Origin of the sequence: Micromonospora sp. WMMD710, from assembly GCF_029626045.1 — a bacterium.
GTDB lineage: Bacteria > Actinomycetota > Actinomycetes > Mycobacteriales > Micromonosporaceae > Micromonospora.
The window spans coordinates 3,022,158-3,034,004 of record NZ_JARUBD010000001.1 but is presented as its reverse complement, the minus strand read 5'-3'; the positions used below and the strand labels follow the sequence as shown (position 1 = coordinate 3,034,004).

General features: G+C 73.1%; 12 protein-coding genes and 1 riboswitch. Of the genes, 7 read left to right on the top strand and 5 right to left on the bottom strand.

What is annotated here, in order from left to right; genetic code table 11:
- Positions 1-10 precede the first annotated feature (10 nt).
- Positions 11-880: an ABC transporter substrate-binding protein gene (locus O7620_RS13890; protein WP_151488778.1), complete on the bottom strand. Its 870-nt coding sequence runs from the start codon at positions 878-880 to the stop codon at positions 11-13.
- A gap of 265 nt (positions 881-1,145) precedes the next feature.
- Positions 1,146-1,257, bottom strand: a riboswitch (SAM riboswitch).
- A 195-nt stretch (positions 1,258-1,452) separates the two neighbouring features.
- On the opposite strand from O7620_RS13890, the gene corA reads away from it, so the two are divergent.
- A complete protein-coding gene (gene corA / locus O7620_RS13885) occupies positions 1,453-2,583 on the top strand; it encodes a magnesium/cobalt transporter CorA (protein ID WP_278123340.1) in 1,131 nt (376 codons plus the stop codon).
- A gap of 16 nt (positions 2,584-2,599) precedes the next feature.
- On the opposite strand, the gene O7620_RS13880 is transcribed toward corA, so the two are convergent.
- Positions 2,600-2,791, bottom strand: a complete 192-nt coding sequence (locus O7620_RS13880; RefSeq protein ID WP_146218288.1) for a hypothetical protein — start codon at positions 2,789-2,791, stop codon at positions 2,600-2,602.
- A 226-nt stretch (positions 2,792-3,017) separates the two neighbouring features.
- Here O7620_RS13880 and O7620_RS13875 point away from each other — a divergent pair, with 226 nt between their 5' ends.
- Positions 3,018-4,238 (top strand): MFS transporter, encoded by a 1,221-nt coding sequence (locus O7620_RS13875; RefSeq protein WP_278123339.1) that lies wholly within the window; start codon positions 3,018-3,020, stop codon positions 4,236-4,238.
- An 80-nt stretch (positions 4,239-4,318) separates the two neighbouring features.
- Here O7620_RS13875 and O7620_RS13870 read toward each other — a convergent pair whose 3' ends face one another.
- Positions 4,319-4,834: a 2'-5' RNA ligase family protein gene (locus O7620_RS13870; protein WP_278123338.1), complete on the bottom strand. Its 516-nt coding sequence runs from the start codon at positions 4,832-4,834 to the stop codon at positions 4,319-4,321.
- Between the two features lie 78 nt (positions 4,835-4,912).
- Here O7620_RS13870 and O7620_RS13865 point away from each other — a divergent pair, with 78 nt between their 5' ends.
- A complete protein-coding gene (locus O7620_RS13865; RefSeq protein ID WP_278123337.1) occupies positions 4,913-5,422 on the top strand; it encodes a DUF664 domain-containing protein in 510 nt (169 codons plus the stop codon).
- 18 nt (positions 5,423-5,440) lie between these two features.
- Here the strand turns inward: O7620_RS13865 and O7620_RS13860 are convergent, their stop codons facing one another.
- The gene (locus O7620_RS13860) at positions 5,441-6,487 is read right to left on the bottom strand and encodes an NAD(P)-dependent alcohol dehydrogenase (RefSeq protein WP_278123336.1); all 1,047 of its coding nucleotides are present in this window, start codon (positions 6,485-6,487) and stop codon (positions 5,441-5,443) included.
- Between the two features lie 179 nt (positions 6,488-6,666).
- Here O7620_RS13860 and O7620_RS13855 point away from each other — a divergent pair, with 179 nt between their 5' ends.
- The 3 genes from O7620_RS13855 (at position 6,667) to O7620_RS13845 (ending at position 10,089) form a co-directional block, all read left to right on the top strand.
- Complete coding sequence (locus O7620_RS13855; RefSeq protein ID WP_278123335.1) at positions 6,667-7,059, top strand: SCP2 sterol-binding domain-containing protein; 393 nt, start codon at positions 6,667-6,669, stop codon at positions 7,057-7,059.
- Positions 7,056-9,119 carry a glycogen debranching N-terminal domain-containing protein gene (locus O7620_RS13850; protein WP_278123334.1) on the top strand — a complete coding sequence of 688 codons (2,064 nt, stop codon included), beginning with the start codon at positions 7,056-7,058 and terminating at the stop codon, positions 9,117-9,119. Before O7620_RS13855 ends, O7620_RS13850 begins: the two co-directional genes overlap by 4 nt.
- Positions 9,120-9,564: 445 nt before the next feature.
- Entirely contained in the window at positions 9,565-10,089 is a 525-nt protein-coding gene (locus O7620_RS13845) for a hypothetical protein (protein ID WP_278123333.1), read from the top strand.
- A 121-nt stretch (positions 10,090-10,210) separates the two neighbouring features.
- On the opposite strand, the gene O7620_RS13840 is transcribed toward O7620_RS13845, so the two are convergent.
- On the bottom strand, positions 10,211-10,714 hold the full coding sequence (locus tag O7620_RS13840) for a DinB family protein (protein ID WP_151489960.1): 504 nt from the start codon (positions 10,712-10,714) through the stop codon (positions 10,211-10,213).
- 132 nt (positions 10,715-10,846) lie between these two features.
- On the opposite strand from O7620_RS13840, the gene O7620_RS13835 reads away from it, so the two are divergent.
- Complete coding sequence (locus tag O7620_RS13835; RefSeq protein ID WP_278123332.1) at positions 10,847-11,803, top strand: DUF72 domain-containing protein; 957 nt, start codon at positions 10,847-10,849, stop codon at positions 11,801-11,803.
- Positions 11,804-11,847: the final 44 nt, after the last annotated feature.

Below are 11,847 nucleotides of genomic sequence, written 5' to 3'. Positions count from 1 at the left end.
CGTCACCGGTTCAGGACGCGGCCGACGCGGACGCCGACGTCGTGGGCGCCGCAACGGTGCCGCTGCCCGGCTTGAAGTCCGCCGGGATCGGCCGACCCGGGTAGTACTGCGCCTGCAACCGGCTCCAGGTGCCGTCCGCGATCACCTCGTCGAGGCCCTTGTTGAGCGCCTCGCGCAGCTTGTCGCTGCCCTTGGCCACGGCGTACGCGGTCGGTGCCGGGCTGAGCTGCTTGGCCGCAACAGTGATCTTGCCGCTGCTGTCGGCGGCCGACTTCTCGCCGATCTCCGCGGGGGCGATCCACGCGTCGGCGGTGCCCGCCTTGAGCTGGTTGATCGCGCCGTTGTAGTCCGGCACCCGCACCGGGTTGAGCTGCTTGCCGGTGGCGTAGTCGTCCTGGACGGTGCCCTGGACCACCACGACCCGCTTGCCGGCGAGCTGGTCGAAGCCGGTGATCGGCGAACCGGCGGGGACGTCCAGGCCGAAGTAGCCGAAGTCGTAGCCGTTGCCGAAGTCGACGGTCTTCTTGCGTGCCTCGGTGATGGTGATCGAGGAGCTGCCCACGTCGAACTTGTGGTTGTTGACCTGGGACAGCAGCGCGGAGAAGTCGGTGCCGACGAACTCGACCTTGAGACCGAGCTTGTTGGCCACCGCGGTCAGCAGGTCGTTGTCGAAGCCGGTGAACTTACCGTCCTTGAGGTACACGTTCGGCGGGGCGTCGGTCAGCGTGCCGGCCCGCAGCACGCCCGGCTGGGCCAGGCCGTACGGGTTGGCGGCCTCGTCGGTCGAGGCGTCGTCGCCGCAGGCGGTCAGCGCCGTGGCGGCCAGGATGGTGGCCGCGCCCAGGGCGGCGGCACGGGTCAGGGCAGGAAGGAATCGCACAGGTGTCTCCGAAGGGGTACGCAACGGCGGGCACGGACACGCGCCGTTGACGGTGCGCCCGGTGGGCGTACCGCTGGAAAATGGGTGCGGGAAGAGGGACGCGCTAGTGCGCGGTGCGGCGACGACACGCCGCGCTGCACATTCGCATCATGTCCACGTGCCGACGCCGGGTCAGTGCCGGCGAGCGCCGGTCGACGCGGTCGTCCGCTGGGGTGGAGCTGAGGATGCGCATACGGTCTCCCGGGTCTGTGCTGACCTGGGTGCCAGGCCACGCTTGCACCGACGTCCTGCCGGTGCCTGGTCTTCACCCGGGGCACCCCACCGCGGAGGAGGGTTGCCGGCCAGCGAGCCGGGGCTTCGCGCTGGCGCTCATGACCTGCGCCGAGGCTAGCAGCCGAGACCGGTGCATCGTCCAGTCGTTATGACCACGCTCACCGTCCGCGACGGGCGGACCGCCAGGTCGGGTTTCGCCTCGGGGGCAGGGGGGATGCAGCGCCTCCGGTGCCCCGCACCGACCTGTCCGGTCGGGTCGGCAGGCCGCCGGGCGGGACGTCACCGGGGAGGGGCGGGTCATGGCCGGCAACCGTCGCTTCCGCCCCGGTGGTGGTTTCGGCCGCCAGCTCGACGTCCACGAGACCCGCGTCGGCGTACCGCCACCGGCCGAGCCGGCCGCCCCACCCTCCGGTGGCATGGCGGACAGCGCCGTCTACATCCGAGGGCACCGGTTCGCGTCGCCGTCCGGCCTCGCCGAGACGTACCGCTGCCTGCAGGAGCAGGAGCACGACGGTGCGATGGCGTGGATCGGGCTGTACCGGCCGGACATCGACCAGATCACCTCACTGGCCCGGGAGTTCCGGCTGCACGACCTGGCGGTCGAGGACGCGATCAACGCCCATCAGCGGCCCAAGCTGGAACGGTACGGCGACACCCTGTTCGTGGTGCTGCGCGCCGCCCGCTACGACGACCTGCGGGAGGAGGTCGAATTCTCCGAGCTGCACCTGTTCATCGGGCCGGGATTGGTGGTCACCGTCCGGCACGGCGAGGCCCCGGACCTGGCCGCCGTGCGGCGGCGGATGGAAACCGACGCGCCGATGCTCGCCCGCGGACCGGAGGCCGTCCTGTACGCGATCCTCGACCAGGTGGTCGACGGGTACGCGCCGGTGGTGGCCGGTCTGGAGAACGACATCGACGAGATCGAGACCCAGGTGTTCGGCGGTGACCCGAACGCCAGCCGGCGCATCTACGGGCTCAGCCGGGAGGTCATCCAGTTCCAGCGTGCCGCCCGCCCGCTGCTCACCGTGCTCGGCGCACTGGCCGACGGCGCCGGCAGTTCCGACGAGGAACTGCGCCGCTACCTGCGGGACGTGACCGATCACCTCACCCAGGTGGTGGAACGGGTGGACGGTTTCCGGCACCTGTTGCAGAACATCCTTACCGTCAACGCCACCCTCGTCTCACAGCAGCAGAACGAGGAGATGCGCAGCCTCACCGCGGCCAGCTACGCGCAGAACGAGGAGCTGAAGAAGGTCTCCTCCTGGGCCGCGATCCTGTTCGCCCCCACCCTCATCGGCACCGTGTACGGGATGAACTTCGTCCACATGCCGGAGCTGAACTGGCGCTTCGGGTACCTGTTCGCGCTGCTGCTCATGGTGCTGGTCTGCGGCACCCTCTACCTGGTCTTCAAGCGGCGCGGCTGGCTCTGACCCCGGGAGGCGGTGCTCACTCGATGCCGCGCAGGATGTGCCGCTCGTCCTCACTGTCGTCGTCGCCCGCCCCGATCCGGCCGAGCAGCACGGCAGCGGCCCAGATCGTCAGTGGCGTGGCCGCCCCGGTCATGCCGCCCCCGGTCCGGTCGTCCCGGGTCTGGCTCCGCTCCGTGCGCGGTGGCCTGCGCTGAGCCTGCATGGGCACTGCCTCTCGTCGTCGAAGCCGCCGCGGGCGGCGCGGTGTGCGCCCGCGCCACCGGCCGGGTCACCCCACGCGCGAGCAGGCCACCACCGGTACGGCATCCATGTCGAACCATCCCACGCGCGGCCGCATCCGCACCGCTTGTTTTCGGTTTCCCGACTGTCGCCCGCCAAACCGGACATCACGCCCCGATGTTGGTTCGCGGGCCGGGCCGGGTAGCAGCGCAGGGGTGAGCAGCTCTCTCGACACGGTCGCGCCGGCCGTTCGCGGACGCCGAGCGTTACCCCACTACCTCGTCGCGGCGACGCTCGCACGGGGTGCCGACGCAGGTGCCGCGGTGGGGGTGATCCTGCTGGCCACCCTCCCGGAGGTCGGGTCCAGCCGTCCGGCGCTGCTCGGCGGGTTGCTGGCCACCTGCCTGACCGCACCACACCTGCTCGGGCCGGTGCTCGCCCGGCGGCTGGACCGGGCCGCGGACGGCCGGGGCCTGCTGGCTGCCGCCTTCGCCACGTACGCCGTCGCGGTCGCGGCGGCCGCGTTGCTGCTCGGACGGGTGCCGGTTGGTGTGCCGGCCGCGCTGCTGATCGTGGCCGGAGCCTGCGGGCCGCTGCTGACGGGGGGACTGAGCAGCCGGCTGGCGGCGCTGCTCGACGCGGACGAGCGGGCGCAACGCCGGGGTCAGGGCTGGGACGCGGTGACGTACGGGGTGGGTGGCAGCGCCGGCCCGGCCGCCGTGGCGGTGCTCGCCGCCGTTGCCGGGCCTCGGATGTGCCTGGTCGGGTTGGGTGCGGCGACCCTGGTCGCGGCAGCTCTGGTGGGCACGCTCCCGACGGCGGGGCCGAGACGGCAGGGGCCGCCGGGCCGCGCGCACGCCGCGCGCGGGGCACTCCGGGCGCTGCTGGGTCGGGGGCCGCTGCGCCGCGTCACGGGGGTCACCACGGTCGCCGCGGTCACCGGCGGGGCGATGTCGGTGCTCGCCGTCGCGCTGGCGGCGGACCTCGGCCGGGAGGCGGTCTCCGGTGCGCTGCTGGCCGCCGCCTACGGTGCCGGAAACCTGGCCGCCGCGCTCCTGGTCACGGTGTTCCCGCTGACCGGCGAGCCGGAGCAGCTCACCGTCCGATGGGCGGCGATCGGCGCGGTGGCGGTCGCGCTCTGTGCCGCCGTGCCGGGCTTCCCGGTGGCGGTCGCCGCCTTCGCGCTGGCCGGAGCGGCGACCGCGCCGTTCTTCACGGCCACCCTGGCCGCCCGGTCGGCGTACGCGCCGGACGCCGTGCGGGCACAGGTGTTCGTGTCGACGGCGGCGCTCAAGGTGGCCGCCGCCTCGCTCGGCACCGGCCTGGCCGGGGTGCTCGCCCCGCTGGGCCCGCGCCTGCTGCTGGTGGCCGGTGGAGTGCTCACGTTCACGGGAGTGCTGGGGGCGACGGTGGCGCGACGGCGACGCGTGGGATGACGCGCTCCGCACGCCTGGCCGCCCGGGGCGCCCGCGCCGACGTGCTCGTGCACTGAGGACGCCGAAGGTCTCCTAGACCGTCAGGGCAGCGGGTGGGCGATGCCGCGCGCATGGTCGGTGAGCGCTGCACCGACCACCGTCGCGGCCACCGGCAGCACCTCCAGGCAGCGGCGCACCGCGGCGGCCATCAGCGCGTTCGGCACCCGCATCGAGAGCGTGCAGTGCGGCACCCAGCGGCCCGGCTGGTAGTGCTCCGCGAGGGGGATGCCGGCGGCGGTGAGGCGGTCGTACACCAGCCGCTGATGCGCCAGCAGTTCCGGGGTGGGCGCCGGGCCGAGCCACAACACCCGGCCGACGAACTGCCCGGCGTGCTGGAAGTCGAGCCGCAGCGGGGCCGCCACGACCGTCCCCCGCAGCGCCGCGGCGACCTGCCCCGGGTCGAAGCGGGGCGCCACCGCGAGCGAGACGTGCGGGCGGTGGCGCTGCTCCAGCAGCGAGCGCATGCTCTGCACGCCCTCGGCCTCCAGCGCGTCCCACAGCACCCGGATCCGACGGGTGGCGTCCAGGTCCAGATACAACTCCAGTGCCGCGACCACGTGATCACCGTAGCGGCAGGGGTATGACCGCCCGTGTCGGCGGTACGTTGATCGAACACCGATCTGGAGGCGTGGCTCGTGGATGTGAGTGACCTGCTGACCGAGATGTACGACCGGCTGCCCGACCTCGTCCGCGCCGCGGTCGACGGCCTCAGCCCCGACCAGCTGCTCCACCGGCCCGGACCGGGTGCCAACTCGATCGGCTGGCTGGTCTGGCACCTCACCCGCGTGCAGGATCACCACGTCGCCGACCTGCTCGACGCCGAGCAGATCTGGGTGAGCGGCGACTGGGCGGGCCGCTTCGGCCTCACCCCGGACCCCGACGACACCGGCTTCGGGCACTCGCCCGCGCAGGTCGCGGCCGTACGCCCGGAGAGTGCCCAGGCGCTGATCGACTACTACGGCGCGGTGTCGGCGCGTACCCGATCGTTGGTGACCGGATTGGGCCCGGCGGACCTGGACCGCGTCGTGGACGAGTCGTGGGATCCGCCGGTCACCCTCGGCGTGCGGCTGGTCAGCGTCGCCGAGGACGACCTGCAGCACGTCGGCCAGGCCGCCTACCTCCGCGGTCTCGTCGAGACCGACTGACGGCGGCGTCCGCCGGGCTCAGGGCACGATCACCGCGCGGCCCTCCAGCGTGCCGTCGCGCATCTGGCGGTACGCGTCGAGCGCGTCCTCAAGGGCGAATGTGGTGATGGCCGGCCGGATCAGGCCCCGGACGCCGAGGTCCAACACCTCCACCAGCTCGGGGCGGCTCCCCCAGTAGGTCGTCGCGATGCTCACCTCGTACGGCACGCCGAAGAACGACACCGGCAGGGTGCCGCCACCGATCCCCACGATGGTCAGGTCTCCCACGGTGCGGGCCACCGCCACACCGAGCGCGAGGGTGGCGTCGGCGCCCACGAAGTCGAGCACCACGTCCGCGCCCCGGCCCCCGGTGGCCTGCCGGATCTCCTCGGCGGCGTGCGGGCCGGCGGTCACGCCGCGGTCGGCGCCGCACTCCTCGGCCAGCCGCAGCGCCTCGGGCCGGGTGTCCACCGCGATCACCCGGGCCGCCGTGGTGGCCTTGAGGATCTGGATCCCGACGTGCCCGAGGCCGCCGACACCGATCACCACGGCGGTGCTGCCCGGCGGCAGCTTGGGCCAGGAGCGCCGGATGGCGTGGTACGGGGTGAGCCCGGCGTCGGTGAGCGGCGCGGCGTGCACCGGGTCCAACCCGTCGGGCAGCGGCACGACGTGCCGGGCGTCCGGGACGAGCTCGTACTCGGCCATGCCGCCGTCCAAGCCGAGCCCGCCACCCCCGCTCGGCACCGGGGCGCCGGCCGGGTTCTCGCAGTAGGGGTCGACGCCGACCCGGCAGCGGGCGCAGGTGCCGCAGCCCCACGCGCCGAAGACGGCGACGGGCTGCCCGACGGACAGCCCGGTCACCCCGTCACCGAGCGCGTGCACCCACCCCGCGTTCTCGTGCCCCAGCGTGAAGGGCGGGTTCCAGGGCAGGGTTCCCGGCTCGAACTCGTCCATCAGGTGCAGGTCGGAGTGGCAGGCGCCGGCGCCGCCGATGCGGACCACGACCTGTCCCGGCCCGGCCGTCGGTTCGTCGACCTCGACCAGTTCCGGCTTCGACATCCACTCCCGCAACCGCAGCGCCCGCATCCGGTTCCTCCGTCCGTCTCCACCTGCCCGTGGCTGCCCCTGCCCGTGGCTGCCCATCTCGCCGGCCGGCAAACGGGCACGACCGCGCGGCCCGCCTCCGCCGGGTCACCTCATCCGGGTGAACCGGGCTCACCCCGGCCCGGGGGATCCTGCGGAGAACCGGGGGGAGGGGCGACGCGATGGGCACGTCGACGGCGCGGTACCTGCAGGAGCTGGACACCGGTCGGCGTCCCGACCTGCCGGAGACGACCACCGGGACGATGCGGCTGGACATCCGCGGGAACGGATGCACCGATCACTGGTACCTGACGATCGCCGACCAGCACGTCCGGGTGACCCGATCGGCCGACGACGCCGACCTGGTGGTCCGCGCCGACCGGGCGGTCTTCGACCAGTTGGCCAACGGTGAGCTGCCTCCCGGTACCGCGATGCTGCGCAACGACCTGACCGTGCAGGGCGACATCCGGCTGCTGATGCTGCTGAGGCGGATCTTCCCGGGGCCGCGCGGCGCCCGTCATCCGCGCGAGTTGGGGCGGGCCGCCCTGGCCGCACGGGAGGGGCGGCGGCCATGAGGCAGGAACTCGTGCACGTCATCGCCGGCAACGCGTTCGCCATCAGCGACGCCCAGGGTGACATCGAGGTCGACCCGCACGCTCCCGTCGGTCTCTTCTCGTTCGACACGCGCTTCCTGTCGCACTGGGTGCTGAGCATCGACGGTGAACGGCTCAACGCGCTCTCCCGCGACGACATGACGTACTTCGAGACCCGGTTCTTCCTGGTGCCGGGCGCCGCGAGCCACTACGTCGACGCGGACGTGTCGATCATCCGGCACCGCTCGGTCCACGACTGCTTCCACGAGAAGATCACCGTGCTCAACCACTCGTCGGAGCACGCCGAGTTCAGCGTACGAGTGGAGATGGGCAGCGACTTCGCCGACATCGTCGAGGTCGGGGACCCCCGACGTCGGGACGTGCAGATCGAGGCCGACTCCGCACGCCACCAACTCGTCCTGCGCTACGAGCGGCAGCGGTTCGTCCGCGAGACCACCGTGAGCAGCACCGCTCCGGTCGAGGTGGACGAGAAGGGGATGACGTTCCGGATCCGCATCCCACCCGAAGGGCAGTGGGAGACCGACCTGCACCTGGCGATGATCATCCGGGGCGAGGGCGGGCAGGACATGCGCGCCAGCCTGGAATCGCACCAGAAGGCCGTCCGCGGTGGGATGCGTGAGGACCTCGCGGCCTGGCTGGACCGGGCACCGCAGTTGGTGTCCGAACGGGCCGGTCTGGAGGAGACGTACCAGGGCAGCCTCGCCACCCTGGCCGCGCTGCGGTACCGGCCTCTGTCCTACAGCGAGCGGGTGCCGGTCGGTGGCCTGCCGTGGGCCATGGCGTTCTGCGGGCGCGACAGCATCATCACCTGCCTGCAGTCGGTGGCGTTCACCCCCGAGCTGACCCCCGCCACGCTGCGGATGCTGGCGCTGTTGCAGGGCGGCCAGCTCGACGACGACCGCGAGGAGGAGCCGGGCAAGATCCTGGCCCAGCTCCGCTACGGCGAGTCGGCGGCCTTCGCCGAACGGCCGAGCGCCATCTACTTCGGCGCGGCCGACACCACCCCGCTCTTCGTCGTCCTGCTCGACGAGTACGAACGCTGGTCCGGCGACGCCGACCTGGTCCGCGAGTTACGCCACCCGGCCCGGATGGCGCTGGACTGGATCGACGAGTACGGCGACCTGACCGGTGACGGGTACCTGCGCTACCAGCGGCGCAACGAGCGGCACGGCACGATCAACCAGTCCTGGAAGGACTCCAGCGACGCGATCGCCGCCGCGAACGGGCAGCAACCGGCATTCCCGCGGGCCACCTGCGAATTGCAGGGCTACGCGTACGACGCGAAACGACGCGGCGCCCGCCTGGCCCGCCAGTTCTGGGACGATCCCGGGTACGCCGACCGGCTGGAACGGGAGGCGGCGGCGCTCAAGGAGCGGTTCAACCGGGACTTCTGGCTGCCGCAGCACGAGTACTACGCGTTGGCCCTCGACCCGTACGGCGAACCCGTCGACGCCCTGTCCTCCAACATCGGGCACCTGCTGTGGAGCGGGATCGTGCCGGACGACCGCGCGGAGGCGATCGCCGAGCACCTGCTCGGGCCGCGGCTGTTCAGCGGCTGGGGTGTGCGCACCTACGCGACCGGACAGCGTCCGTACAACCCGGTGGGCTCACACCTGGGGGCGGTGTGGCCGTCGGACAACGCGCTTATCGCGGCGGGGCTGCGGCACTACCGATTCGACACCCACGCGGCGCGGATCGCTGCCGGCATCTTCGACATGGCCCAGACCCTCGGCGGGGCGGTGCCGGAGCTGATCGCCGGTTACGACCGCAGCATCACGAAGTACCCCGTCCAACTGCCGTCGGCCGGCCGCCCCCAGTCGTGGTCCTCGGGCGCGCTGCTGATGCTGCTGGGCACCATGCTCGGGTTGCGACCCACCGGAGACAACCTGCTGGTGAACCCGGCCCTACCCCGGGGCTTCGGCCGTCTGGAGCTGCTCGACATCCCGGGCCGCTGGGGTCGTTCCGACGCCTACGCCGGCGACCGCTCCACCAACCCCCGCCCCCGCCCCCGCCTCCACTAACCCACCCCGCCCACCCCACCCCGCCCACCCCACCCCGCCCCCGCCCTGCCGTCGCCCCCCGCCGTCGCCTTGCCCCGCCCTCGCCCCGCCCCGTCGATCATGGAGTTGTGGTGGGCGCTTTAGCCCCGCAAACCCGTTTCGTGAGGCACCACAACTCCATGATCGACGGGAATGGGCGGTGATCATGAGGTTGGCGTTACTGGTGTCGGCGTGTCGCCTCGCTAACGTCATGATCACCGGCGCGGGAGGGCGGGGCGGTGCGGGCGGCCGGGGAGGTGGGGGCGGTGCGGGCGGCCGGGGAGGGTGGGGCGGGTAAGCCGGCGCGGGAGGGCGGGGCGGGCTTGGAGGGTGGGGTCGGGTGGGTTGGGGGGTTGGGTGGGGTGGGGGATTGTCGGTCAGGAGTTTGGTGCAGAAGGCGGTCACGTGCTGACGACCGCCGGCCGCGGTGATCAGGGCGGACAAGCCCGGGCTGTCCAGGGCGCGGCCGGGGTTTTCCCTGCTGGTGGCCTGGTACGCGCGGCACAGGCCCGGCAGAGCTTGGGACTCCGGGGCCGGCGGCAGCGGCCTCGACGGCGCGGCCGTGCCGGGGGTGGGCCGGTTGTCGGTGACCGGTGGGTTCGCGGCGGACGCGTCGGTGGACGCCGGTGCGGTGGGCGCGGGCCGATGCGGCGGCCGGGGTGCCGTGCCGGTCGCGGCGGCCAACGCCACCCCGCCGACGGCGGTGAGCGCCAGGGCGGCCACGGTGGTCCGGCCACCGAACCGGGCGAGCGTGTGGGACCGGCGCACGGCCCGCCGAGGCGCTGCCGGCGTGACCTGGGCGCGGCGGAAGCCCTGCACGGCGAGGCCCTCGCCAGCCAACTCGTCGGGGCGCGGCGCGGCACGCACCGCGCTCAGCAGCAGCACGACCGGGCGCGGGCCGGTCGACGGGTCGACGATGCCGCCGCCGAGCAGCCGCTCGGCGGTCTCCTGATCCATCCGGTCTGCGTTCATCTCGTGTCCCTCAGCGCCACCCACCTGCGCGATGTCACATCCGCCCTGGCGAGGGCGGGAGGCGGGCGAGGGGCCGGGGCACCCGGCGAACGCGGGCCGGCTCAGCCCATGGTCTTGGCGCCGTCGACCGCCTCACGCAGGATGTCGGCGTGGCCGGCGTGCTGGGACGTCTCGGCGATGAGGTGCAGCAGCACCCGGCGGACCGTCCAGCTCGCCCCCGGCTCGAACCAGGGCGCCACCGGCAGCGGGTGCGCCGCGTCCAGATCGAGGGTGCCGATCAGCTCGTCGGTGTGCGCCGCCACCTCCTGGAAACGCTCGACCAGGCCGGCCAGGGTCTCGCCCGGCGCCATCCGGAACTGGCCGACCCAGTCGATCTCGTCGCGTTGCATCGCCTCGGCGCCGCCGACGGCGAAGAGCATCCACCGCTGCTCGGTGCCGGCGACGTGCTTGATGAGGCCGCCGAGGCAGAGCTCGCTGACGGTGCTGCGGGTGGCGGCCTGCTCGTCGGTGAGCCCGTCGACGGTCTGCAGGAGGAAGCCCCGGTGCCGGCGCAGCGTCTGCAGCAGGTCGGCCCGCTCCCCGGTGAGCTGCTCGGTGCTGGTCATGGTGTCGCCCCTCCGTCGAAGACCGGTCGGCGCCAGCCTAGGACCGGGCACCGACACTTCCCGGTCCGACACGACGGCGGCGCGGGCCGCCAGCGGTTGCCGATCGGCGCGCGGGACTGTCCACTGAATGACATGGGTGTGATCAAGGTGGGCACGTCGTCCTGGGCCGACCAGTCGTTGCTGCGCTCCGGCTGGTACCCGCGCTCGGCCAACACGCCGGCCGGCCGGCTGGCCTTCTACGCTGGCCGGTTCCCACTGGTGGAGGTGGACACCTCCTACTACGCCGTCCCGGTGCCGGAGACCACCCAGGGCTGGGTCGACGCGACGCCCGACGATTTCACCTTCGACGTCAAGGCGTTCAGCCTCTTCACCGGTCACCCGACGCCGGTCGCCGCGCTGCCCCGGGACCTGCGGCCGGCCGCCGGCCCCAGCCGGATCCGCCGCCGCGATCTGGCAGAGCAGGCGTACGACGGGTTGTGGGCCCGTTTCCGGGCGGCGCTGGACCCGATCGCGGCCGCCGGCAAGCTGGGCGCGGTGCTGTTGCAGTTCCCGCCATGGCTGGTCCGCGGTGCCGCCGCCGAGCGCCGCATCGTGGAGTTGGCGCAGCGCTGCCGGCCGTGGCGGGTGGCGGTGGAGTTGCGGCACGGGTCCTGGTTCGACGGTGCCTCCGCAGCCGAGACCCTGGACCTGCTGCGCGCGCACGACCTCTCACTGGTCTGCGTCGACATGCCGCAGGGGCATCCGTCGTCGGTGCCGCCGATCCTGACGATGACCGCGGAGCCGGCGATCGTCCGGTTCCACGGTCACAGCGACGCGTGGCGCGACGGCGACAAGCAGGACAAGTTCCGCTACGCGTACGCCGATTCGGAGCTGCGGGACTGGGCCGGGCGGTTGGCCGAGATGGCCGACCGGGTCGACGACCTGCACGTGCTGTTCAACAACTGCTGCGCCGGGCAGGCTCAGCGCGACGCCACCCGGCTGGCGCAGCTGCTCGCCGAGACCATGCTCGCCGATTCGCGGGTGCCCGCCGGGCCGCGTGGACCGGTCGACGGCCAGGCCGTACCGGCGCGGGCCACGTCGAGGAGCTGACGGCGTGCTGCCCCACGTGCCATCCGTCGAGCCGGGGCACGCGG